Annotated in this window: 21 protein-coding genes; 18 read left to right on the top strand and 3 right to left on the bottom strand. The window is 69.4% G+C overall.

Annotation, left to right across the window (positions count from 1 at the left end):
- Positions 1-44: 44 nt before the first annotated feature.
- Genes H0264_RS25185 through H0264_RS25175 form a run of 3 tightly spaced genes read left to right on the top strand, consistent with a single transcriptional unit; the run spans position 45 to position 5055 of the window.
- Positions 45-1406: an ABC transporter substrate-binding protein gene (locus H0264_RS25185; protein ID WP_181579828.1), complete on the top strand. Its 1362-nt coding sequence runs from the start codon at positions 45-47 to the stop codon at positions 1404-1406.
- Positions 1403-3265, top strand: a complete 1863-nt coding sequence (locus H0264_RS25180) for an ABC transporter permease family protein (RefSeq protein WP_181579827.1) — start codon at positions 1403-1405, stop codon at positions 3263-3265. Before H0264_RS25185 ends, H0264_RS25180 begins: the two co-directional genes overlap by 4 nt.
- The gene (locus H0264_RS25175) at positions 3262-5055 is read left to right on the top strand and encodes a tetratricopeptide repeat protein (RefSeq protein ID WP_181579826.1); all 1794 of its coding nucleotides are present in this window, start codon (positions 3262-3264) and stop codon (positions 5053-5055) included. Before H0264_RS25180 ends, H0264_RS25175 begins: the two co-directional genes overlap by 4 nt.
- 87 nt (positions 5056-5142) lie before the next feature.
- On the opposite strand, the gene H0264_RS25170 is transcribed toward H0264_RS25175, so the two are convergent.
- Positions 5143-5847 (bottom strand): TVP38/TMEM64 family protein, encoded by a 705-nt coding sequence (locus tag H0264_RS25170; protein WP_420831986.1) that lies wholly within the window; start codon positions 5845-5847, stop codon positions 5143-5145.
- 278 nt (positions 5848-6125) lie between these two features.
- Here H0264_RS25170 and H0264_RS25165 point away from each other — a divergent pair, with 278 nt between their 5' ends.
- The 3 genes from H0264_RS25165 to meaB are packed head-to-tail and all read left to right on the top strand — an operon-like array spanning position 6126 to position 11358.
- Positions 6126-7985, top strand: a complete 1860-nt coding sequence (locus H0264_RS25165) for a methylmalonyl-CoA mutase family protein (RefSeq protein WP_181579825.1) — start codon at positions 6126-6128, stop codon at positions 7983-7985.
- A 2-nt stretch (positions 7986-7987) separates the two neighbouring features.
- Positions 7988-10237: a methylmalonyl-CoA mutase gene (scpA, locus tag H0264_RS25160; RefSeq protein WP_181579824.1), complete on the top strand. Its 2250-nt coding sequence runs from the start codon at positions 7988-7990 to the stop codon at positions 10235-10237.
- Positions 10234-11358 carry a methylmalonyl Co-A mutase-associated GTPase MeaB gene (meaB, locus tag H0264_RS25155; RefSeq protein ID WP_181579823.1) on the top strand — a complete coding sequence of 375 codons (1125 nt, stop codon included), beginning with the start codon at positions 10234-10236 and terminating at the stop codon, positions 11356-11358. Before scpA ends, meaB begins: the two co-directional genes overlap by 4 nt.
- Here the strand turns inward: meaB and H0264_RS25150 are convergent.
- The gene (locus H0264_RS25150; protein ID WP_181579822.1) at positions 11355-12218 is read right to left on the bottom strand and encodes a haloalkane dehalogenase; all 864 of its coding nucleotides are present in this window, start codon (positions 12216-12218) and stop codon (positions 11355-11357) included. The genes meaB and H0264_RS25150 overlap by 4 nt on opposite strands.
- A gap of 211 nt (positions 12219-12429) precedes the next feature.
- On the opposite strand from H0264_RS25150, the gene H0264_RS25145 reads away from it, so the two are divergent.
- The 12 genes from H0264_RS25145 (at position 12430) to H0264_RS25090 (ending at position 22829) form a co-directional block, all read left to right on the top strand.
- Positions 12430-12837 (top strand): YciI family protein, encoded by a 408-nt coding sequence (locus H0264_RS25145; protein WP_181579821.1) that lies wholly within the window; start codon positions 12430-12432, stop codon positions 12835-12837.
- Positions 12834-13976 (top strand): RNA polymerase sigma factor, encoded by a 1143-nt coding sequence (locus tag H0264_RS25140; RefSeq protein WP_181579820.1) that lies wholly within the window; start codon positions 12834-12836, stop codon positions 13974-13976. The genes H0264_RS25145 and H0264_RS25140 overlap by 4 nt, the downstream gene beginning before the upstream one ends.
- A 10-nt stretch (positions 13977-13986) precedes the next feature.
- Positions 13987-14391 carry a VOC family protein gene (locus tag H0264_RS25135; RefSeq protein WP_181579819.1) on the top strand — a complete coding sequence of 135 codons (405 nt, stop codon included), beginning with the start codon at positions 13987-13989 and terminating at the stop codon, positions 14389-14391.
- A gap of 56 nt (positions 14392-14447) precedes the next feature.
- Entirely contained in the window at positions 14448-14768 is a 321-nt protein-coding gene (locus tag H0264_RS25130; RefSeq protein WP_181579818.1) for a hypothetical protein, read from the top strand.
- 82 nt (positions 14769-14850) lie between these two features.
- Positions 14851-15381 (top strand): GNAT family N-acetyltransferase, encoded by a 531-nt coding sequence (locus H0264_RS25125; RefSeq protein ID WP_181579817.1) that lies wholly within the window; start codon positions 14851-14853, stop codon positions 15379-15381.
- 354 nt (positions 15382-15735) lie between these two features.
- The gene (locus H0264_RS25120) at positions 15736-17454 is read left to right on the top strand and encodes a SulP family inorganic anion transporter (protein WP_181579816.1); all 1719 of its coding nucleotides are present in this window, start codon (positions 15736-15738) and stop codon (positions 17452-17454) included.
- A gap of 65 nt (positions 17455-17519) precedes the next feature.
- On the top strand, positions 17520-18002 hold the full coding sequence (locus H0264_RS25115) for a cation:proton antiporter regulatory subunit (protein WP_181579815.1): 483 nt from the start codon (positions 17520-17522) through the stop codon (positions 18000-18002).
- A 24-nt stretch (positions 18003-18026) separates the two neighbouring features.
- Positions 18027-18509 (top strand): cation:proton antiporter regulatory subunit, encoded by a 483-nt coding sequence (locus H0264_RS25110; RefSeq protein ID WP_181579814.1) that lies wholly within the window; start codon positions 18027-18029, stop codon positions 18507-18509.
- Between the two features lie 5 nt (positions 18510-18514).
- Complete coding sequence (locus H0264_RS25105; protein ID WP_181579813.1) at positions 18515-19696, top strand: cation:proton antiporter; 1182 nt, start codon at positions 18515-18517, stop codon at positions 19694-19696.
- 158 nt (positions 19697-19854) lie between these two features.
- Positions 19855-20757: a universal stress protein gene (locus tag H0264_RS25100; RefSeq protein ID WP_181579812.1), complete on the top strand. Its 903-nt coding sequence runs from the start codon at positions 19855-19857 to the stop codon at positions 20755-20757.
- 110 nt (positions 20758-20867) lie between these two features.
- Positions 20868-21860, top strand: coding sequence for an Acg family FMN-binding oxidoreductase (locus H0264_RS25095; RefSeq protein WP_181579811.1), 993 nt, complete (start codon positions 20868-20870; stop codon positions 21858-21860).
- Between the two features lie 63 nt (positions 21861-21923).
- Complete coding sequence (locus H0264_RS25090) at positions 21924-22829, top strand: universal stress protein (protein WP_181579810.1); 906 nt, start codon at positions 21924-21926, stop codon at positions 22827-22829.
- Between the two features lie 36 nt (positions 22830-22865).
- On the opposite strand, the gene H0264_RS25085 is transcribed toward H0264_RS25090, so the two are convergent.
- Positions 22866-24584 carry a GAF domain-containing sensor histidine kinase gene (locus tag H0264_RS25085; RefSeq protein WP_181579809.1) on the bottom strand — a complete coding sequence of 573 codons (1719 nt, stop codon included), beginning with the start codon at positions 24582-24584 and terminating at the stop codon, positions 22866-22868.
- Positions 24585-24589: the final 5 nt, after the last annotated feature.

The following is a 24589-nucleotide window of genomic DNA, read 5'->3' as shown; positions in this document are numbered from 1 at the left end:
ATTTTCGCTGATTCCGAGATCGGCGAACCGGGGGCACGCAGGGTATGACCACTACGCGCAGGGCGCTATTGCGGGCGAGTCTGGTGCTCCCGCTGGCCACGGCCTGCGCGCCGAATGTGCTGCTCGGTGATCGTGATTCGGTGCGAATCGCGGTGCCGTGGAGTGGATTCGAGCTCGGCGCCTTCGATTCGGTCCTGGCCCGTGCCAGGCAGCGCGCCGCGGCGCGGGGCATGCGGCGGACGACGCAGTTGATCCTGCTCGGCGACGATATCGACACCGCGTTTTCGGCGCGTGGCGCCTCGGCTCCGGAAATCGTCATGCTGCCGCAGGTGGGGCGCATTCAGGAGCTGCTGGCGGACAGGCATTCTCCGCCCGCCATCGACGACGCGCTCTGGGAGGACGGAGCGGGGCTGCGCTACGGGCGGCACTGGGACGAAGTGCTGCGCCGCAATGCCGCGCGGGGACGCGACAGGGCGCGGTACGGACTGCCGTTCAAGAGCACGCAGAAATCCCTGCTCTGGTACGACCGGCAGACCTTCGACAACCACGAAAAGCTGCTGGCCGCACACGATCTGGGCGAGCCGGCCACCTGGAACGTCAGCGACTGGCCGCGCGCCATGGCCGCGCTGGAATCAACCGAAACGCGCCTGCTGGCGCTCGGCGCGGCCGACGGCTGGGTGATCACCGACCTGTTCGAGAACCTCCTGCGGGCCGAATCACCGGCGATGTACACCGAATTGGAGACCGCGACCATCCACTGGCGCTGGGATGGACCCGAGGTGCGGGCCGCGCTGCTGCGACTGGGCGAGCTGTGCGCCCATCCGGCCGCCTTCCCGCGCGGCCTCGCCGTCGCCCTGACACGACAGTTCCCCGAATCGGTCCGCGACGTCTTCGAGCACCGGCGCGCACTCATGGTCGCCGCACCGGATTTCGCCGAACCGTATGTGCGCAAGAGCCTGTCGGACGCGGGCCGCGCACACGACGTCGTCGGCCTGCTGCCGTTCCCGGCCCTGGCGCCCGGCGGCTCGCGCCCGCTCATCGGCGGCGGCGATGTCATGGTGCTGACACGCGAGGCGAGCGACGACGCCCGCACGCTGCTCGCCGAACTGGCAGCCCCGGACGCGGCGACGCAGTGGATCGACGATCTCGGCGGTTTCGTCGCGCCGAATCTCCGTAGCACGCACCGATACTCGCCGCTCATGGAACCCGTGGCCCGTGAGCTGGATGCCTGGACCAGCTTCGACCTGTCCGATCGCATCGGCTCTCCCGGGGGCCGGTGGGGCCTGCGCCGCATACTCACCGATTTCCTCCTCGACCTCGCCGAACAGGGAACCGGCGGTGTGTCCGGCGCGGTGGACCGCGTGGTCGACAGCCTCGGCGAATTCCGGACGGGCGGAATCCGTTGAGCGCGCCGGATTTCGACCCTCGGATCTTCGAAACCCCCGATCTGCGTCTGGAACTGGCCACCCGCCGGCTGTCGGGTCCGCTGGTCTCGGGCCATCATCCGCGCCGCTGGTTCGGCTGGGCGGTGCGCATCCCGGCCTTCGTCCTGATCGCCGTGCTGCTGGTGGCCCCCGTCGGATGGACGGTCATGCTCGCCGCGCAGGCGCGACCGCTGGTGGCGGGCGGCTGCGGTCTCGCGGTGCTCTGCGGCATCGCCGACACCGTGGTGGAACGGACCAGGCGCTGGCTGTCGATGCTGGGCCTGGTGATCGTGAGCGCGGTGGTGGTCACCGAATTCGGCGCGGCGGGCGCCTGTGCCTACGCCCGCACGCTGGGCTGGGTGCTGTGGGGCGTCTTCCTGATGTTGTTCGCCCTGCTGCTGGCCTGGGTGAGCCGCGGACCGCGCTGGGTGTGGCTGCCGCTGGTCCTGCCGTTCGGCATCTCCGCGTTCGTCTCCGGCATCGCCTTCCGGCTGATCTTCGAACAGCTCGCGCGGGAATGGGGCCTCGACGAGGTCGTCGAGTACCGATGGTTGTTCGTGGTCATGCTCGGTTCGGCCTTCTCCTGGACCTGGCTGGGCGCGCTGACCGGCGTGTGGCGTGCGGCAATCCGCGCCGTGGAAGCCGATGCGGTGCAGTGGCGGATCGTGCGCGGCCACGGCCCGACCCCGCCGCCGGCCGGTTTCGTACGCGGGCAACTGCGCGCACTGCGCGAGCAGCTCCGCATGCTGCACGAGGTGCGCAAGCTGCTGCACCCCACGCTGCTGATGCTCGGGCTCATCGTCGGCGTCGCGGCGGCACGGGTTTTCGACGTCGTCCTGATCGCGGTGCCGGGCCCGCTGCAATCGGGGGCCGAGAGCGCCACCGTGCACTGGTGGTATCTGGCCGGGCGCGCCGGATTCGGCGACGGCTACGCGGCTGCCTATGCCCTCCCGCTGGCCGTCCTCATCGGCCTGACCGCCTGGGTGCTGCAACCCGATATGCGCCGCTACCGCAGACCCCGGCCGCAAGCCCCTGCCCCGCAGCGTGATCGGGTCCGTCCGCGCTCATCGTGGTGGTCGCGGATCTGGCTGCTGGTGTTCGTGGTGCCGCTGCTCGTGCCGATCGGCTGGCTGATCGTCGTGGCGCTGCGACAGCCCGGTGGGTTCGGCGTCGAAGGACTGCGCTGGGCGTGGAGCGATGCGGCCCTGTGGCGTTCGCTGGCGACCACCGCGTGGGTGAGCACGCTGGCCACCGTCGTGGTGGTGACGGCCGCCGTGCCGATCGCCTTCTGGCTGGCCGAACTCGCACCGCGACAATGGATGTCGCGCATCGCGGTACCGCTGGTGGTGATGCTGGCCGTCATGCCCGCACAGCTCTACGGCGGCCCGATCCGCATCCTGATGGACCTGTGGGGCCTGTCGCACAGCCGCATTCCGCTGATCTTCGTGCACGCCGCCGCCGGTCTGCCCATGGCGATTCTCATTCTGCGCGGCGCCCTGCTCGCCCCACCCGAATCGCCCGCCGCCGACGCCCTGCACGGATTGGCGAGGCCCGCAACGATTCGGCGGCGGCTGCTGGAGATGGCCGGCCCGGCGATCGGGGCGGCGGCCGTCCTGGAGTTCATCGGAGTGTGGAACGACTTCTTCATCGGCCTGCTCATCGGCGGCGTCGGCGAATCCCCGTGGTCGCGCCTGCTGTGGGGTGAGGCCCGCCAATTCCACGAGAACGCAAGCCATCTCGCGGCGGCGGCGCTGTTGTCGGCGATTCTGCCCGTGATCCTGCTGCTGTGCACGTGGCGGCGCTGGGTGGTGCCCGGCATCACCGGCGGGGTGCGGCAATGACTCGCCCCGCGCCGCCCAGCGGGCAGTCGCCGCTGATCGCCACACCCAAGTCGTCGCTCGGCCGGGGTCTGCTCGCCACGGCGTCGGCGGTGGCCACAGCGCTCAGCTACCAACTGGTGCGCACGCTGGTGGCCGACACCTTCGACGACAATCCCGCGGTGCGACGGACACTGCAGGCGCTGCAATGGCTGCCGGTGCTGGTCGTCGCCGCGGCGGCCGGATACGTGGTGCACCGGTCGGTGCGCTCACTGCGCGAACGACGGCGGTACGCGCGTGACGCCGAACTGCTCGCGGACCTGATGGGACCGGGACATACCGCAGTCGAGGGCCTTTCGCCGACGACGGCGACCATTGCGCCCGGTGTGAATGCGGTGGTGCCACCGGTTGCGATCGGGGCGGTGATCCGGGTGCTGCGCGCGCTGCCGGTCTGGCGGTATCGGCGGATCGGGTTCATGGTCATGCTGGGCGCGATGCTCGAAGCGCCCGCGCGGGTGCCCGCGCAGGAAACCGACGATTGGAACCTCCCGCCCGGAGCTCCCGCCGCCGTACTCGCGGAGCTGGTCTCGCGACGCGAAGTGGCACCGGACGGCCCGGATGCGTACGAGTGCATGTACAACGTGCTCACCGCTGTTCCGCGCGCTCCGGACACGGTGGTGGCCGCCATGCGGGCGGCGGCGCTGCCCGCGCTGATCGCCTATCACGCCGGCCGGGCCAGCCGTTGGGCGGTCGCCCTCGACACTCTCGCGCTGGGTGCCGCCGCGCGCGGGTGGTTCGCGCGGGAGGGACCGTACCTCCGCACCCTGATCGTGGACTGTGCCGCGCCGTCGCCAACGGCGAGAACGCCGCTACCGAGTGCCGCGGTCCGAGACCTGACGCGCATAGCCGATGCCCTGGATGCCTGGTATGCCCGGCTTGGCCTGGAGGAGAACGGCCCCGACTCCGCGGCCGTGCCCACGCTCCCCGACGCCGTGCTCGGCCTCGACGGCATCGAGAATGAACCGGTAGCACAGGAACTGGCGCAGATCAGAAGCCGTGGATTGCACGCCCCGCCACGTCGCCGCGGTAGCCGGCGGCTGCGATCGAGTCTCGCAGCGCGCCGGGAACATCGGCGGGCGCTGAATTTTCTGCAGCGCTACCGGCCGCCGATATTGTTCACCGGAGTGTCGGCGACCCGGCTGCGTGCGGCCGTGGTGCAACCGCGCCTCGCGGCAGCGGAGCGCACGCTCGAGTCGGCCTGGTGGCTGCTGCCCCGAACGGACATCGCGGGGGAGGTGTGCGCCCTGGTGAATCTCGCCGTCGTGCACATCCACCAGGGCCGCTACGACGCCGCCGGGGATCGTCCGGAACTCGCGGAAGCCTTGACCCGCAACGGCATCGACCCCGCCGGTTGCGCGCACGTCCGCGAAACCATGGGCGTCGTCATGTGGGCCAAGCAGGAACCGGAAGGCGCGGTCCGTTACTGGCAGGGTGCGCTGCGCGGCTACCGCACCCTGCGCGACGAACCCGGAATCGCCCGGTGCCTTCAGCATCTGGGCTCGGCGGCCGTGGTCACGCCCGGTCGGATCGGCGGCCTGCTGCTGCCCGACGTCGCACCGCTGACGACGGTCGAAGTGCATCGCCAGGCCACCGGCTGGCTGGCGGAAGCCCTGCACCTGGGCGCGAATACCGGACTCGCCTCCGACTACCGAGCCCAGGCCGTGGGATTGCTCCCGTCCACCGTCGCCCCGCTGAACCGAGTGGACCGCTGGCCCCTGCCGCCGGAGGAGACCGCTCGATCCACCGCGACCTGAGCCGGGATATCAACCGGCCGTTCGAGTTCCACGTTTGCCGGTCCCGGCGCGGCAGGAGCGGGCGGTGAGTTGACGCCCGGCCCTGGGCTAGGACGCTGCGACGGGCTCCGGCGCGGGCTGCCCGTCCGGTTCCGGCACGGCGAGCCGGGCATCCACGCCGAGCCCGATCACGCCGACCGCCAAACACACTGCGGTGACCGCCCATTGGGCGGGGGAGGTGCGGTTGGTGAGCGCGTCACCGAGCAGCACGGTGCCCACCGTTCCGGGGATGATGCCGAGGAAGGTCGCCGTCAGATACGGGGACATGCGCACGGGAGACAGCGCGGCGCAATAGTTCACCACCGAGAACGGCGCGAAGGCGATGAGCCGCAGCGATCCGACGGACAGCCAGCCCCGATGCGCCAGCCGGGCATTCACCGCCTGCACGGCCGGGTGGGTGAGTCGTGCCGCGACCCGCTCCCGATCCAGTGCCCGCACCAGCAGCAGTGCCAGCACGGCACTGAGCGTCGTGGCGGTGATGGCGAGCGTCAGCCCCAGCGCCGGCCCGAACAGCAGTCCCGCGCTGAGCGTGAACACCGTCCGCGGAAACGGGGCGATGCACACCAGCACGTGCGCCACGAAGAACACCAGGGGCAGCAGCGGTCCGACCGAATCGGCCCAGTCGCGCATCTGCTGCACGGTCGGATGCGGAATCAAGGCCACCGCGCCGAACAGCACCACGATTCCCGCCAGCAGCGCGAGCGTTCGCGGCTCGCGGAGTCGGCTCAGCAGGTTTCGCAGGGTGTTCGGCACCGAGCCAGGTTACCGGCCCGCGCGGGAGGACTCGGTGCGCGTGGCGGTCCGATTCGGTCGTCGCGCCTGCCCGAGCAGGCGGATCCACCGGCTTACCCGCTTGTTGGCGCGATGCCAAGTTACCCGCCGGTAGCGGACTCCTGGCGGTAGTGATCGGACAGTGCCCGCTAGCATCAGGGGAAAGACAAGGAATGCTCGTTAACCGAAGTGGGCGCTGAGCTGTGCGAATGCACTGCAAACCAACCGTTCGGTCAGTGAGTGGGAGAAGGAACAGCAGCATGCCGATTGCTTCAGACTCGGACGCCGACACGGTGCCCGAGTATGCCGCCTGGCGCAAGGGTGTCGCCGGGGTGCTGGCCAAGGCCCGCAAGGTGGATGTGTCCGAACTGCCGGACGAACCGGAGAAGCTGCTCGCGGTCACGACCTACGACGGCCTGACCGTCAACCCCCTCTACACGCGCCGCGACGAGCTGCCCGAGCAGCCGCTGCCCGGCGCCTTCCCGTTCGTGCGCGGCGGCGACGCCACCCGCGACGTGCATCGCGGCTGGTTCGTCAGCCAGAAGTTCACCGGCTCCGATGCCGCCCAGGTGAACCAGGACATCCTGTTCGCGCTGGAGAACGGCGTGAGCGCGCTGTGGCTGGGCGCCGGCGAACGCGGCGTGCCGGTGGCGCAACTGCCCGCCGCCCTGTCCGGCCTGCTGTTCGAATTGGCTCCCCTCACCCTGAACGCGGGCGCCGACGCGAGCGAGGCTGCGGCCCAGGTCTTCTCGGTGCTGGACGGCTACGACGTCCCCAACCGCAAGGACATTCGCGTCCAGCTCGGCGCGACCCCGCTGACGAGCCTGTTCGCGGGCTCCAGCTCCGTCGACCTGGACAGCGCCGTCGCGTTGGCCCAGCAGGCGGCCGCCCGCCCCGAGACGGTGCGCGCGATCGTGGTGTGCGGCGTGGCCTTCCACAATCAGGGCGCTTCCGACGCCCAGGAGCTCGGCGCGGCCGTGGCCGCGGGCCTCGAGTACCTGCGCGCGCTCACCGAGGCCGGCGTCGACATCGCGGATGCGCTGGGCCAGCTGGAATTCCGGCTCGCCGCCACCGACGACCAGTTCGAGACCATCGCCAAATTCCGTGCGGCCCGGCGGCTCTGGGCCCGCGTGGCCCAGGTGTGCGGTGCTCCCGACTTCGGCAATGCCCCGCAGCAGGCGGTCACCTCGCCGGCCATGATGACCCAGCGCGATCCGTGGGTGAACATGCTGCGCACCACCCTCGCCGCCTTCGGCGCGGGTGTGGGCGGCGCGGACATCGTCACCGTGCTGCCGTTCGACCATGCCCTGCCCGCGGGGGAACTCGACGTCTCCAAGGCGTTCTCCGAGCGCATGGCACGCAATACCCAGCTGCTGCTGCTCGAGGAATCGCATCTGGGCTTCGTGCAGGATCCGTCCGCCGGCTCCTGGTACGTGGAATCGCTCACCGATGAACTCGCCGCCAAGGCGTGGGAGTTCATGCAGGAGATCGAGACGGCCGGCGGCTACCTCGCGGCCCTCGAATCCGGCCTGCTCGCCGAGCGCATCGGCGAGACCAAGGCCAAGCGCGATGCCGATGTGGCGCACCGCAAGACGGCCGTCACCGGGGTGAACGAATTCCCCAACCTGGCCGAGAAGCCGCTGTCGGAGGCCGCGCGGGCACTCACCTCCGCCACCGCCTACGGCGCCGCCTTCGAGGCCCTGCGCAATCGTTCGGACGCCTATCTGGCGGCCAACGGCGCACGGCCCAAGGCCCTGCTCGTTCCGCTGGGCCCGGTGGCGGAGCACAATGTGCGTGTCACCTTCACGGCCAACCTGCTCGCCTCCGGCGGCATCGAAACCGTGCACCCGGGTGCGCTGGAGATCGCCGGAATCGGCGCGGCGGCAACCGAATCCGGTGCCACCCTCGCCGTGCTGTGCGGCTCCGACACCCGCTACGGCGCGGAAGCCGGCGCGGCGACCGAGGCGCTGCGCGCGGCGGGCATCACCACCGTGCTGCTGGCCGGTCCGGAGAAGGCGGTCGCGGACACCACCGGCGCGCAGCGTCCGGACGGATTCGTGACGGCGCGGATGGACGCGGTGACGGCCCTGTCCGGCCTGCTGGAAAAGCTGGGAGCGTAAAGATGAGCGACATCAAGCATCTGATCGGCAATTTCGCCGAGGTCCCGCTGGGCGAACCGGCCGAGGCGAGTGCCGCCGGGTCGGTGGAAGCCTTCGTCAAGGACGCCGCCGAGGCCAACAACTACACGCCCGAGCAGCTGAACTGGGCCACCCCCGAAGGTATCGACGTCGCCCCGGTGTTCACCAGGGCCGACCGGGATGCCATTGTGGCCGAAGGCTATCCGCTCGACAGCGTGCCGGGTGTGCAGCCGTTCCTGCGCGGCCCGTACCCGACCATGTACGTCAACCAGCCGTGGACGATCCGCCAGTACGCGGGCTTCTCCACCGCCGCCGACTCCAACGCCTTCTACCGCCGCAACCTGCAGGCCGGTCAGAAGGGCCTGTCGGTCGCCTTCGACCTGGCGACGCATCGCGGCTACGACTCCGACCACCCGCGCGTCACCGGTGACGTCGGCATGGCCGGTGTCGCCATCGACTCCATCCTGGACATGCGGGAACTGTTCGATCAGATTCCGCTGGACCAGGTTTCGGTGTCGATGACCATGAACGGCGCGGTGCTGCCGATCCTGGCGCTCTACGTCGTCGCCGCCGAGGAGCAGGGCGTCAAGCCCGAACAGCTGGCCGGAACCATTCAGAACGACATTCTGAAGGAGTTCATGGTCCGCAACACCTACATCTATCCGCCCAAGCCCTCCATGCGGATCATCTCCGACATCTTCGCCTACACCTCCGCGAAGATGCCGAAGTTCAACTCCATCTCCATCTCCGGCTACCACATCCAAGAAGCCGGCGCCACAGCCGATCTGGAGCTGGCCTACACCCTCGCCGACGGCGTGGAGTACATCAAGGCCGGTATCGACGCGGGCATGGAGGTCGACAAGTTCGCGCCGCGCCTGTCGTTCTTCTGGGCCATCGGCATGAACTTCTTCATGGAGGTCGCCAAACTCCGTGCGGGCCGCCTGCTGTGGAGCGAGCTGGTCGCCAAGTTCGAGCCCAAGAGCGCGAAATCGCTTGCCCTGCGCACGCATTCGCAGACCTCCGGCTGGTCGCTGACCGCGCAGGACGTGTTCAACAATGTGGCGCGCACCTGTGTCGAGGCCATGGCCGCCACCCAGGGGCACACCCAGTCGCTGCACACCAACGCCCTCGACGAGGCGCTGGCCCTGCCGACGGACTTCTCCGCCCGCATCGCCCGCAATACCCAGCTGCTGATCCAGCAGGAGTCCAACACCACCCGGCCCGCCGACCCGTGGGGCGGCTCGTACTACGTCGAGTGGCTGACCCACCAGCTGGCCCAGCGCGCCCGCGCCCACATCGCCGAGATCGAGGCGCACGGCGGTATGGCACAGGCGATTTCGGAAGGCATTCCGAAGCTGCGCATCGAAGAGGCCGCCGCCCGCACCCAGGCGCGCATCGACACCGGGCAGCAGCCGGTCATCGGCGTCAACAAATACCAGGTCGAGGAAGACACCCCGATCGAGGTGCTCAAGGTCGAGAACTCGCGCGTGCGCGCCGAGCAGAACGCCAAGCTCGTCAAGCTGCGGGCGGAACGGGATTCGGCCGAGGTCGAGCGCGCACTGGCCGAATTGACCCGCGCCGCTTCGTCTTCCGAGGGCGGCATGGACAACAACCTCCTGGCATTGGCCATCAACGCCGCGCGGGCCAAGGCCACCGTCGGCGAGATCTCCGATGCCCTCGAGCAGGTGTACGGCCGCCATCAGGCCGAAATCCGTACGCTCTCCGGCGTTTACCGCGAGGAGGCAGGCAAGGTGACCAACATCAGCAAGGCCATCGGTCTTGTCGAGGAGTTCGCCGAGGCCGAGGGTCGCCGCCCCCGCATCCTGGTCGCCAAGATGGGCCAGGACGGCCACGACCGCGGCCAGAAGGTGATCGCCACCGCCTTCGCCGACCTCGGCATGGACGTCGATGTGGGCCCGCTGTTCCAGACCCCCGAAGAGGTGGCGCAGCAGGCGGCGGACAACGACGTGCACATCGTCGGCGTATCCTCGCTTGCCGCAGGCCATCTCACGCTGGTGCCCGCCCTGCGGCAGGCGCTGGCCGATGTCGGACGCCCCGACATCATGGTCATCGTCGGCGGTGTCATCCCGCCCGGTGACTTCGAGGAACTGCGTGCAGCCGGCGCTGCCGCGATCTTCCCGCCCGGCACCGTCATCGCCGACGCCGCCATCGATCTGATCAAGAAGCTGGGGGATTCCCTCGGGCACGAGATCGGAACTGGCGCGGCCGAATGAGCGACGCCGCACACACGGCCGAGGATGGCGCGATCCATCCTCGGCTCGGCACCACCGCGGGAGTCGGCCTGCCCGGCAACGATTCCCGGCCCGGTGCCCAAGGGGGAGGGGGCTCGTCGGGTGCGTCCCGCCGGGTCATCGATGTCGATGAGCTGGCGGCCCGGGTGCGCGAGGGCCAGCGTGCGGCGCTGGCCCGAGCCATCACCCTGGTCGAATCCACCCGCGCCGACCACCGCGCGCTCGCCCAGCAGCTGCTGCTGAAACTCACCCCCGATTCCGAGCGGGTCGTCTCGAATCGCGTTGGTATCACCGGTGTTCCGGGCGTCGGCAAGTCGACGTTCATCGACGCGCTGGGCATGTACCTGATCGGTGAGGGCCATCGGGTCGCGGTGCTCGCGGTCGACCCGTCCTCGACCCGCACCGGCGGCTCCATCCTCGGTGACAAGACGCGCATGGCGCGACTGTCCGTGGAGCGCAACGCCTATATCCGCCCGTCACCCACCGCGGGCACCCTCGGCGGCGTGGCCAAGGCGACCCGCGAAACCATCGTGCTGATGGAGGCCGCGGGCTACGACGTCATCCTGGTGGAGACCGTCGGCGTCGGCCAGTCCGAGGTCACCGTCGCCAATATGGTCGATGCCTTCTGCTTCCTGACCCTCGCTCGCACCGGCGACCAGCTCCAGGGCATCAAGAAGGGCGTCCTGGAACTGGCCGACCTGGTCGCGGTCAACAAGGCCGACGGCAAGCACGAACTCGAGGCCAAGGCCGCCGCCCGCGAGCTCTCCGGCGCCATGCGCCTCATCCATCCGCGCGAATCCCTGTGGCACCCACCGGTTCTCACCATGAGCGGGCTCAATGGCATCGGCCTGGACAAGTTCTGGGACACCGTCCTCACCCACCGCCGGGTCCTCACCGAGGCGGGCGAGTTCGCCGAGAAGCGCCGCCGCCAGCAGGTCGACTGGACCTGGACCATGGTGCACGACAACCTGCTGCGCCGTCTCACCGACAATCCGAACGTGAAATCCGTTCGCGCACAGGTCGAGAAGCAGATCCGCGACGGCTCGCTCACCCCGGCGCTGGCCGCCGAGGAGATCCTGCGTGCCTTCGACGCCCGCGACTAGTCCTGGAATCGCTTCGCGATGGCGGTCGCGATCGCGCTGGGGTTGTGCTCCTGGATGTAGTGCCGAGCGTGCGGCAGTTCGACGACTTCGAGGTCGGTGAAGGCGGCACGGACGCGGGGCAGGCTCGGCTTCGGCCGGAAGACCGGGTCGCGCATGCCCCACACCGCGAGCGCCGGTTTCTTGCCGAGCAGGGCGGGGACATCGTGTTCGAGCTGCTTCAGCAGGGGACCGGCGGCGCGAATCTCCTTGGGGGTCAGGGCGAGTCCCCTGCGGGCGGCGGGGGTGGGCTGGACCGCGCGATAGTGCGCGGCCTCGGTCTCGGTGACCGAGCGGCCCAGCTCCGGGAGCAGGACGCGTTCGACGAGGAAGTTGCGCTCCAGGATTCGCCGCTGCATGGGGCGGCTGTTCATGAGCACGCTGAATGCGCGATTGGCGAAGGCGTCGATCGGCCAGAACGCGGTGTTGCCCAGGACGATTCCTCGCACCCGGTCCGCTCGCGTCGTCGCCGCGCCCAGGCCGATGGGCCCGCCCCAATCGTGTCCCATGACCACGAAGTCGTCGAGCCGGAGATGGTCGATCAGTTCGCCGAGGACGGTGGTGTGCTCGGCGATGGTGTAGTCGAAACCCGCAGGGCGCTCGGACAATCCGAATCCCAGATTGTCGATTGCCACGCACCGGAATCGATCCCGTAGGTCCGCCACGAGGTGCCGGTACAGGAAGCTCCAGGTCGGTGATCCGTGACAGAACAGGATCGTCGGCCCGGACCCCTCGTCGATGTAGTGCACCCGGCCGGCGGCGGAGTCGAACCACCGCGACTCGAATGGGTACAGCTTCCTGTCGGGCGCGAAGTCGATCATCATGGGCCCCTCCCTCGATCCTGTCACTACATGTGTAGTTGGAGGTGAGACTACATATGTAGTGCAGGAATCGCACATCGGAAAGATTCTCGAGAATTCCGTCGCGGGGATGTCGAGAATCGACGGCTGGTTCCGTCCCAGGGGTACGAGCAGCCCACCGGGCCTCGCGACACCAACCGAGGTGTGACCATGGAACCGAACCGAGGAGAACATCATGCCCAAGTACCTGCTGCTCAAGCACTATCGCGGTGCGCCGACACCGGAGAACGACGTGCCCATGGACCAGTGGACGCCGGAGGAGGTGACGGCCCACATCCAGTACATGGCCGATTTCGCCACCCGGCTCGAGGAGACCGGTGAGTTCGTGGAGCATCGGGCGCTGTCGGACCAGGGCACCTTCGTCCGCTCCGACGGCCCGGGTCGCCCGCCCGTCACCGACGGCCCGTTCGCGGAAACCAAGGATCTGATCGCCGGCTGGACGATCATCGACGTCGAGACCTACCAGCGGGCCCTCGAGCTGGCGGCCGAGCTGTCCGAAGCGCCCGGCGCGGGCGGCAAGCCGATTCGCGAATGGCTCGAGATACGGCCGTTCTACGGGGAACTGCCCACGGTGACCGAGTGAACGACGCGCTGCTGCGCGAGCTCGTGCCCGCGGTCATCGGTGTGCTCGTCCGGCGCGGAGCGGATTTCGCGTCGGCCGAGGACGCCGTGCAGGAGGCGCTGATTCGCGCGCTGGAGAGCTGGCCGGACGATCCGCCGCGCGATCCCAAAGGCTGGCTCGTCGCCGCCGCGTGGCACAGGTTCCTCGATGCCGCCCGCGCCGAAACATCCCGGCGGGGAAGGGAACTCGCCGTCGAGGCGGAGCCCGCGGCCGGTCCGGTGCCCGCCACGGACGACACGCTGTGGCTGTATTTCCTGTGCGCGCACCCATCCCTGTCCCCGAGTTCGGCGGTGGCTCTGACCCTGCGCGCCGCCGGTGGCCTCACGACCCGCCAGATCGCGGCCGCCTATCTCGTCCCGGAAGCGACCATGGCGCAGCGAATCAGCCGCGCCAAACGGCGCATCGCGGGTCTGCCCCTCGACCGGCCCGGCGACCTGCCGACCGTGCTGCGCGTGCTCTATCTCGTCTTCAACGAGGGCTACGGCGGTGAGCTCGATCTGGCGGCCGAGGCCATCCGGCTCACCCGCCAGCTCGCCGCCGTGCGCGACGAGCCCGAGGTGTCGGGCCTGCTCGCCCTCATGCTGCTGCATCACGCGCGCCGCGCGTCGCGCACCGGTCCGGGCGGTCAGCTGATCCCGCTCGCGCAGCAGGACCGATCCCGCTGGGACACCGCCCGCATCGCCGAGGGCGTGGCGATCCTGCAGGGCGCACTGGCCCGCGATGCACTGGGCGAATACCAGGCCCAGGCCGCCATCGCCGCCCTGCATGCCGACGCTCGCAGCGCCGCCGAGACGGATTGGGTGCAGATCGTGCAGTGGTACGACGAGCTGGTTCGGCTCACCGCGAGCCCGGTGGTGCGGCTGAACCGGGCGGTGGCGGTCGGTGAGGCCGACGGTCCCCGCGCCGGACTGGCGGCATTGGCCGACCTGGACCAGGATCTGCCCCGCCACGCCGCGGCCCGCGCCTACCTCCACGAACGCGCCGGTGACCTCGAGCAGGCCGCCGCCCTGTACGCCGAGGCGGCGCACGCGGCCACCACGCTGCCCGAACGCGACCATCTCACCCGCGAGGCGGCGCGGCTACGGCAGCTGCTGCGCTAGGGTCGCGCACATGTCTTGCAGGATCACCGAATTGGTCATCGACTGTGCCGATCCGCAACGGCTGGCGGACTTCTGGTGCGCGGTCCTGGGCTTCGTCGAACTCGGCTGGGAGGGCGACAGTCATCTGGAGATCGGCCCGCCCGCAACGGGATTCGGCGGACCGCAGCCCACCCTGCTGTTCGCCCGGACCGGTGAGACCGAACGCGGCAAAATCCGGATGCATTTCGACGTGAACCCCACCGACCGCGATCAGGACGCCGAATTGGAACGGCTGCTCGCGCTCGGTGCGCGGAAGGTCGATATCGGTCAGGGTGAGACGGCGAGCTGGCACGTCCTGGCCGACCCGGAGGGAAATGAATTCTGTCTGCTCCGCCGCCGCCTCGAGGCGGTCGCAGAGCAATTTGCTCGAAAGTAACGAGTAGGCCCCGTGGGTGCGATTAGCTGGGCACAACACCAATTCAGGAGGTCGGAATGCTATCTGCGAAGCGGCTTGCTGCCGGCGCTGCCGCCGTTGCCACGGCAACTGCGGGCGCACTGTTCGCTGGTGGTGGCGTGGCCCAGGCCGATGTGCCGGTATGGCAGGCCAATTGTCACGTCTACAACATCTTCAATACCGGTGGAATGGCCAATTGCGAGCTGGGAACCTGGCATCAGGTCAAACTCACCTGCGTAGCCTGGCCCGTTCCCTTCACCTACTGGAAATACGGCCCGATTCAGTACGGCCAGAATCAATCCTGGGCCAGCTGCGATTCTTTCAACGCGCTGGTGGGAATCGAAGTAATCCAGGCGTAGACAGCCTCCGGCCGATCGGCAGACCTCGAGATCGCCCCTTCCGATCTCGGGGTTCTCCCGGTTGTCTGGCATGCTCGAATTCATGGGTGTGGTAGAGATCCGGGCCGGTCGCCGGGAGGACGCGGACGCGGTGGCGGCGCTGCACACGAGCAGTTGGCGTACCGCGTACGCGGGCATCCTGCCCGACGACGAGCTGGGGGAGTCGCTGTTCACGAACCGGCTCGAGCTGTGGCGGGGCCGGCTGAGCGCGGCGTCGGCCGCTGCGCTGCTCGTCGCCGAGTCGGACGCGCAGCTACTCGGATTCGCTTATCTGACACCGCAATCCGACGGCCGCGTGCTGCTCGACAACCTGCATGTCCGGCCCGCCCGGAAGCGCAATGGAACTGGAACACAGTTGTTTCGGCATGCGCTGGGGTGGTCGGCGGCCGAGTATCCGGATCGACCCCTGTATCTCGAAGTGCTGAAGGCCAATGCGCCCGCGATCGCGTTCTACGAGCGGCAGGGCGGCGTGCTGACCGCGGATCGGGTGGTGCGCTGGCCGCGGGGTTTCTCGCTGCCGGAACTGGAATACACCTGGGCGCCCGCGGCGATCCGCGCCGTGCTCCAGTCGTGACCTGAGTGCTGCGAATCGAGGACTCATATTGGAATCCTGGTCGGTTGGGCAGGCGTACCGTGGGTAATCCATCCCGTAATGACGGAATGCGACGCGATCGGTCGACGTGAGTGGTCCGCACGCCAGCGGGCGGCTCAGCAGTCCGCAGCAGCAATGCTTTTGTGCATCTCTGAGATTCAGAGGAGATGAGTGGCCATGGGGTGGGATACCGCAGCACGGGTCATGACCGTGGTTCTGATGTACCTGAGCAAGTTCGGCATGTTGCCGCCGATGTCCTTGCGTCCGTGAACAAATGACGTGAGCCGGTGCGGGTCGTTTGCCCGGGCCGGACGGTGGTCGCGGTAGCGTTGTCCGATGAAATTCCTTCCGGCGCGGTTGTTTCCGGGGACGGAGCAGTTCCGCGGGTATGAGCGGCGCTGGTTGCGCGCGGACGCGCTCGCCGGAGTGACGGTGGCCGCCTATCTGGTTCCGCAGGTGATGGCCTACGCGACCGTTGCGGGACTGCCTCCGGTGGCCGGGTTGTGGGCGACGCTCGGCCCGCTGGCGGTGTACGTGTTCCTCGGCACCTCCAGACAGCTGTCGGTGGGCCCGGAATCCACGACGGCGCTGATGACGGCGGTCGCGCTCGCACCCTTGGCCGCCGGGGATCCCGGGCGCTACGCCGCGCTGGCGGCGATTCTGGCGGTCCTGGTCGGCGCGGTGTGCGTGCTGGGAGCGGTGGCCCGGCTCGGTATGCTCGCCGATCTGCTGTCCAAACCCGTGCTGGTGGGGTACCTGGCGGGGACCGCCGGGATCATGATCGCCAGCCAGCTCGGGAAATTCACCGGCGTGCCGGTGGACGGTGAGACGATTCCGAGCCAGTTGCGTTCCTTCGCCGCCGGAATCGACGAACTGCACTGGCCGACAACGATAGTCGCGACAACCACGCTGGCCGCGCTGATCCTGCTGGGCTGGCGGGCGCCGAAGATTCCCGGGACGCTGCTGGCGGTGCTGGCCGCCACGCTGAGCGTGGCGGTGTTCTCTTTGCAGCAGCACGGGATCAAGGTCGTCGGCACGATTTCGTCGGGTCTGCCGGTGCCTGGTCTGTCCGGTGTGGCGGCGGCGGATCTCGCCACGCTGCTGCTGCCCGCGCTCGGTATCGCACTGGTCGGATTCTCCGACAACGCGCTCACCGCACGGGCTTTCGCGGCCCGGCACGGTACCCGGGTGGACGCCAACCGGGAACTCGGCGCGCTCGGCGCGACGAATCTGGCGGCCGGACTGTCCCACGGGTTTCCGGTGAGCTGCAGCGGGAGCCGCACCACCATCGCCGATGTGTCGGGTGCGCGCACCCAGCTGTACTCGGTGGTGACGCTGCTGACCGTGCTGGCCGTATTGTTCGGTGCGCGCGGTGTTCTGGCGAACTTCCCGACCGCCGCGCTGGGCGCGCTGGTGGTGTACGCGGCGCTGCGGCTCATCGATGTGGCGGAATTCCGGCGCATCGCGCGTTTCCGGCGCAGCGAACTGGTGCTCGCGCTCGGCACCACCGTCGCGGTGCTCACGCTGGGCGTGCTCAATGGCGTCCTGGTCGCCGTGGCGCTGTCGATTCTGGATCTGCTGCGGCGGGTGGCCCGCGCGCACGATGCCATCCAGGGCTTCGTTCCCGGATTGGCGGGCATGCACGACGTGGACGACTACCCGAACGCGAAACTCGTTCCCGGGCTGGTGATCTACCGCTACGACGCGCCGCTGTGCTTCGCCAATGCGGAGGATTTCCGCCGCCGGGCGCTCGCGGCCGTGGAACAGCCGGCCGAGGGCACGCCGGTGCGCTGGTTCGTGCTCAATGCGGAGGCGAATGTGGAAGTGGACCTGACCGCCCTGGACGCCGTCGCCCAGCTGCGCACCGAATTGGCCGCGCGGGGAGTGGTTTTCGCCATGGCTCGGGTGAAGCGAGACCTCCGCGACGCCCTGGACGCCGCCGGATTGACCGCGCAGATCGGGGCGGAGCGGCTGTTTCCGACCCTGCCGACCGCCCTCGCGGCCTTCGAGCAGGCCACCGGCCGCGCCCTCGGGGACGGCCCGGCGGCGGACTGAACCGGCAGCCGGGAGGAACGCCGCGGCGGGGTTTGCCGATCGCGCGAGATGGCTACCGTGAGGGAGTGAACGTTGAGGTGACACCGCTGCCGGGCGTCGGTGTGCGCAAGGAGTTCCGGCTGCGTGGGGCGCGCCGGTGGATCGGGGTGATCGAGCGCGCGGACGGCACGATCGAACTGATCATGGGCAGGCCCGGCGATTCCGAGGCCGCCGACCGGATTTCGCTGTCCGGTGCGGAGGCCGCCGTGCTGGCCAACCTTCTCGGTGCTCCGCAGCTGGTCGCGCGACTACGCGAGGAGCACGGGACGCTGGGTGGGGTGGTCACCCGTCAGGTCCCGGTTCCGGCCGCGTCGCCGTACGACGGGCGAGTGCTGGGTGATACCCGGATGCGAACGCGCACCATGACCTCCATTGTGGCCGTGATGCGGGCCGAGCAGGTGATCGCTTCTCCCGGACCGGATCTCACGCTCATCGCGGGTGATGTGCTCGTGGTCGTCGGCACCGGGGACGGTGTGGCGGCGGCGGCCGCGATCCTGATGGACGGTTGACCTGTCCCGCTAGGGTCGGGTGCTGTGAACGTAGAAGTGACACCATTGCCCGGAATCGGGGTACGCAAGGAATTCTCCTCGGCGAGCTCGCGTCGCCGAGTGGGAGTGATCGACCACAAGGACGGCACGCTCGACCTGATCGTGAGCAAACCCGACAATCCCGATGCGACCGAACAGATTCCGCTGTCGGCGCAGGAAGCCTCGACGCTGGCCAATCTGCTGGGCGCACCGCAACTGGTGGCGCAGTTGCAGCAGGAGCACCGCGACCTGGACGGAATCACCACCCGGCAGCTGCCGATTCGCACCGGTTCGCCGTACGCCGGGCGCATGCTGGGGGAGACCCAATTGCGCACGCGCACAAAAGCATCCATTGTCGCGGTGGTGCGCGCCGGGCAGGCGCTGCCCTCGCCCGGTCCCGAATTCCTGTTCACCGCCGGCGATGTGGCGATCGTCGTCGGCACCGCGGAGGGCCTAACGGCGGCCGCTGTAATCCTGACGGACGGCTGAGGTCGATGGTCGCACACGAAACCGCGCTCTCCCTGATCCAGTTGGGCGCGGTGTTCTTCGGTCTGGGCCTGCTCGGCAGAGCGGCCGCCCGCATCGGCATGTCGCCGATTCCGCTCTACCTGATAGGCGGGCTGGTGTTCGGCACCGGCGGCCTGGTGGAGCTCCAGCACGTCGACGAGTTCATCCACCTCGCCAGCGAGATCGGCGTCGTCCTGCTGCTGTTGCTGCTCGGATTGGAGTACACCGCAGGCGAACTGGTCACCGGCATGCGCAAGTCCTGGGCGGCGGGCGTACTCGACCTGGCACTCAACGCCACCCCGGGCGTCATGGTGGCGCTGGTCCTGGGCTGGGGCGCCACCGGGGCCATCGCCATGGCCGGAGTCACCTACATCTCCTCCTCCGGGATCGTGGCGAAGGTCCTCGGCGATCTCGGTCGCCTCGGCAACCGGGAAACGCCCACGATCCTGTCGATTCTGGTATTCGAAGATCTCGTCATGGCCGGCTACCTGCCGGTTCTCACCGCGGTTCTGGCCGGTGCGGGATTCCTGGCCGGTTCGATCACCGTCGGCATCGCCTTGGCGGCCGTCACGGTCGTGCTGGTGGTGGCGCTGCGTTTCGGACGCTACGTCTCGATGATCGTCGACAGCGACGACCGCGAGATCTTCCTGCTGAAACTGCTCGGTTCGGCACTGCTGGTCGCCGGTGTCGCTTCCGCGGTCCAGGTTTCGGCGGCGGTGGGCGCGTTCCTGCTCGGCATCGCCATCTCGGGCTCCACCGCCCACAATGCCGCCAGAATCCTCGAGCCGCTGCGAGATCTGTTCGCCGCGTTGTTCTTCGTGCTGTTCGGGCTGACGACCGATCCGCGCACCATCCCGCCGGTGCTGGGCTGGGCGCTGCTGCTCGCCGCGGTCACGACCGGCACCAAGGTCGCCACCGGATGGTGGGCGGCCAAGCGGGCGGGATCCTCGCGATACGGCCGGGCGCGGGCGGGCGCGGCGCTGGTGGCGCACGGTGAGTTCTCCATCGTCATCGCCGGTCTGGCTGTGGCCGCGGGGGCCGTTCCGGCCGAGTTCGCCGCGCTGGCAACGACTTACGTGTTGATCATGGCGGTCGCCGGGCCGATCGCCGCGCGGGCGGTGGAACCCGCGCTGGTGTGGCGGGACCGTCGTCGCACCGCCCCGGCCTAGCGGCGGGCCCCGGCTCGAAGACCGGTGCCGCCGTTGTCCTTCGGGGACCGCGGTAGCCGGGATTCGGGCCGGACGGCCCGCGCGCGCAATGACCTAGTTCCCTGGGATGGGCGCACGCCCGGCGGGATGCTGAGTGCACACCGCAACCAGGAGGAATCATGGCCGACAACGCCGTTCCCGCGCCGGGCACCGGCATCCCCCCGATCGTGGCCGCCGTCGACGGCTCGGAGATCTCCTATCAGGCCGTCGCCTGGGCGGCGGTCGAGGCCGAATTGCGGGGCAGCCCGCTGCACATCATCACCTCCTACGCCATCCCGACCCGCGAGGACGCCCGCACGGCGCTGGGCGTCGCCGAGGTCGCGGCCCTGCGCGCCGACGGCGCCCGGGTGCTCGCCGAGGCCACCCGGATCGCCGAACACGCCACGCCGCAGCGGCAGGTCGAGATCACCACGGAGTTCACCTTCGACCTGATCATTCCGACCCTGCTGGCACGGTCGAAGCAGGCGGCCATGATCGTGGTCGGCAATCGCGGCCGGGGCGCGGTGCGCCGCGCGCTGCTGGGTTCGGTCAGCACCGCCCTGAGCCGTCATGCGCACTGCCCGGTCACGATCGTGCACGGGATCTCCCAGACCGATCCGGTCTCGGCGACCAAGCCGATCGTGGTCGGCGTCGACGGCACCGACAACAGCATGCCCGCCATAGAGATGGCGTTCGAGGAGGCCGCCCGGCGCAAGGTGGCGCTGATCGCCGTGCACGCCTGGAGCGACACCACCGGCTACGACCTGCCCGTGGTCGGCTGGGACAGCATCCGCGAGACCGAGCAGACCCTGCTGGCGGAGAGCCTGGCCGGTTTCGGCGAACGGTATCCGGAGGTCACGGTGGAGCGCGTCGTCGCCTGCGACACCGCGGTCCGGGCGCTGCTCGAGCAGGCGGACTCGGCTCAGCTGCTGGTGGTCGGCAGCCACGGCCGCAGCGGATTCGCCGGGATCGCACTGGGTTCGGTGAGCGCCGCCGTGCTGCATCACGCGGTCTGCCCCGTGCTGGTGGTCCGCGAGCGCTAGAACTGCGGTCCGAGGCCCCCTCGTCCAATGACTTTCGGCCATCCACCGCGAATGGCCGCGAACGCCATGCTGAACCGCAACAGCCCGTGAATTCCGAGGAAGGACACGCGATGTCGACCGATCACCCCGATCCGGGCACGATCCGCGCCGCGCTCACGCTGGCGGTGCGCGCGCCGTCGGTGCACAATACCCAGCCCTGGCAGTGGCGCGTCGGTGACAATACGGTTCACCTGTACGCCGAGGAGAGCCGCCGGCTTTCCCACGCCGATCCCGACAGCCGCGAAATGGTGCTCAGTTGTGGTGCGGCCCTGCATCATCTGCGGGTGGCCATCCGCGTGTTCGGCTGGGAGACGCTGGTGCACCGGCTGCCGAACCGGGCCGAGCCCCGACACCTGGCCGCCATCGAATTCCGGCCCGCCACACCGGATGCGGCCGCGGTGCGGATGGCGCGCGCCATCACCCGCCGCCGCAGCGACCGCCGCCGCTTCACCTCCTGGCCGATTCCGGACTCGAAGATCGCCACCGTCGTGCAGGCCGGCACCACGGTCGGGACCCGTGCCCACCGCGTCGATCCCCCGAGCGAGCGAGCCCGGCTGCTGCGGGCCTTCCAACAGGCGGCGGACGAGCACGCCGGCAATCCCGGATACGCGGCCGAACTGGCGTACTGGAGCGGCCATCACGCGATGCCGCACGGTGTGCCCGCGCGCAACGCGGTCGCCGCGACGGATCCGACGGTGCGGCCGTTCGGGGATCCGCGGCTGCCCGAGGCGGCGGTCCGCGACACCGACGAGGTCTCGAGCATGCTGCTGGTGGCGACCACGGGCAATGAGCTGCGCTCCTGGCTGCGGGCGGGCGAGGCCGCGAGCGCGATGCTGCTCACGGCCACCACGCTCGGGCTGGCCAGTTGCCCGCTCACCGAACCCCTCGAGGTGCCGCAGGTGCGTGAGCGCATCCGCCACGGCATCCTGGGCGATTTCGGTCATCCGCAGCTGATCATCCGAATGGGCTGGGCCGCAACCAGTGCCGCGCCGGTTCCGGCGAGCCCGCGGCTGCCGCTGGCGGAGGTCGTCCGTCCCCTGGAGAGCCTGCACGCGGTGGGCTGACGCGCGCCGGCCCCGGCGCGGGTGGAAACAGACCGCGACACAACGATATTCGAGGAGCACACCATGACCCAGAACCCCGATTCCACAGCGCGAGAACTCAATCCGCCGATCGTGGTGGCCGTCGACGGGTCGGCCGTCTCGTATCAGGCCGCCGCGTGGGCCGCGATCGACGCGGGGCTGCACGGCTGCCGGTTGCGCATCGTGAACTCCGTGGCCGTGGCCGGCGGTTTCGGCCCGGGACCGTACCTGACCGAATCCGACGAGCAGTGGCTGCAGGTCGAGGGCGAACGGGTCGTCGGCGAGGCGGCCCGGGTCGCGCGGGCGGCTGCCGTCGGCGCGGCGATCGAGATCCAGACCGAGGTCACCGTGGAGCCCATCATCGCGTATCTGCTGCGCCGGTCGCAGCAGATACGGATGATGGTCGTCGGCAGCCGTGGGCTGGGTGCGATCGGGCGCGGCATGCTCGGCTCGGTGAGCACCGCGGTCACCCGGCACGCGCAATGCCCCGTCGCGGTGATCCATTCGGCGACGGCCACCGACCCGGTGGCGGTCGACAAGCCCGTTCTGGTCGGCGTCGACGGCACGGCCAACAGCGTGCCCGCGATCGAACTGGCCTTCCAGGAGGCTTCGCTGCGCAAGGTGGATCTCATCGCGCTGCACGCCTGGAGCGATATGACCGGCCCCTACGGCGGCGTGCTGCCGGGCTGGGATGCCGTGCGCGACCAGGAGGAGCTGCAGTTCGCCGAGAGCATGGCCGGGTACGGCGAACGCTACCCGGATGTCCAGGTCCAGCGGATTCTGGTCATGGACCGTCCGGTGCGGGCCCTGCTCGAGCAGTCCGAGAACGCTCAGCTGGTGGTCGTCGGCAGCCACGGGCGCGGCGGGTTCACCGGCATGCTGCTCGGCTCGACCAGCGCGGCGCTGCTGCACAGCGTCGACTGCCCGATCGTGGTGACGCGCAAGCCCTGACGCCGCGGGCGATTTCGTGACGGCACCGGACGCGGCTCAGGTCAGGGGCACCGACCAGCGCAGCCGCGTACCGGTGTTGTCGGTATTGCGCAGCAGTGCCATGGTGCCGCCGGATTCCTCGGCGCGCCGCGAGAGATTGTTCAGACCGCTGGCCGTGATGTCGTCCGGAATGCCGCAGCCGTCGTCGGAGACGGTGATGGTCAGATCGTCGGCCACTTCGACGTCGACCGTGAGCGATCCGGCCCCGGAGTGCCGCACGGCATTGGACACCGCCTCCTGCACCACTGCCTCGGAATGGTCGGCCAGCTCCGGCTTCACCACCGACAGCGGACCCGAGATGCGCAGTGAGGTGAGGATTTCCGTGTCCTCGGTGTGCCGTTTGATGGCCTGCTCCAAGCGCTGCCGCAACCGGGTGCTGCTGTTGTTGCCGCCGTGCAGGTCGAAGATCGAGGTGCGGATCTCCTGCACCACATCCTGCAGATCGTCGATCACCTTGGAAAGTCGTTGCCGCACTTCGGGTGTGCGGGCGCGGGCCACGGTTCCCTGCAGGCTCAATCCGGCCGCGAACAGCCGCTGGATGACGTGGTCGTGCAGATCCCGCGCGATGCGGTCCCGGTCGGTGAGCACATCCAGTTCCCGCATGCGGCGCTGGGTTTCGGCCAGCTGGATCGCCACCGCGGCCTGGTCGGTGAAAGCCGCGGCCAATTCCAGGGTTTCGTCGGTGTACGGCGGAGAATCCATGGTGCGCACCATGACCAGCACGCCGAAGGTCAGATCCTGGGCGTGCAGCGGCAGAATCAGGGTGGGCCCGGGGTCGTCGATCGGTTTGCCCAGATCGACCTCGTGGGCGGTCTCGAACCGTATCGGGGTCCGCTCGGTGAAGGCGCGGCCGATGGCGGTCGCGGTGGTCCGGACCGTCGGCTGGGCCGGTCCGTCGCCCGGCCCGGACCACTGCACGATCTCGAGTTCGGGAATCTCCTCGGCCGGCGTCTCGCGATCGTCGGTGAGCGCGAGGAACGCGCGATCGGAATCGGTCAGGCTGCGAGCGTGTGAAACCACCTGTGCCAGTACGGCGTCGGCGTCGGTGCCCGCCAGGAATTCGGTCGCGATATCGCGGGTGGCCTCGATCCACGCCTGCCGGGTGCGCGACGCCTCATAGAGGCGGGCATTGTCGATGGCGGTGCCGGCCGCCGCCGCGAGCGCCTGCACGATGACTTCGTCGTCCTCGTTGAACGGCAGCCCGCCGGCCTTCTCGGTGAGATACAGATTGCCGAAGATCTCGTTGCGGATGCGGACCGGAACACCCAGGAAGGTGCCCATCGGGGGATGGTTGGGCGGGAACCCGACCGAGGACGGGTGATCGGCGAGGTTCAGCAGCCGGATCGGCTTGGGCTGGCTGAACAGCAGCCCGAGCACGCCGTGGCCCTGCGGCAGGTCGCCGATGAGGGTGCGGGTGTGCTCGTCGATGCCCTCGTAGATGAACTGGGTGAGCTGGGCGTCGTGCCCGCGCACCCCGAGCGCGCCGTAGCGGGCGTCGACCAGGGTGATGGCGGTGTGCACGATGGTGCGCAGCGTCTGGTCCAGGTCGAGGCCGGAGGTCACGGTGAGCATGGCCTCGACCAGGCCGTCCATCCGGTCGCGGGCATCGATGATCTGTTCGACGCGGTCCTTCACCTCGGTGAGCAGCTCTCGCAGTCGCAGCTGGGAGAGCGTATCTCGCACCGAATACGACTCATCCCGTGGATCGACGGTCATCTGGC

Source organism: Nocardia huaxiensis (assembly GCF_013744875.1).
GTDB classification, from domain to species: domain Bacteria; phylum Actinomycetota; class Actinomycetes; order Mycobacteriales; family Mycobacteriaceae; genus Nocardia; species Nocardia huaxiensis.
The sequence above is the reverse complement of the archived record's forward strand: the minus strand, read 5'-3'. Positions and strand labels throughout refer to the sequence as shown.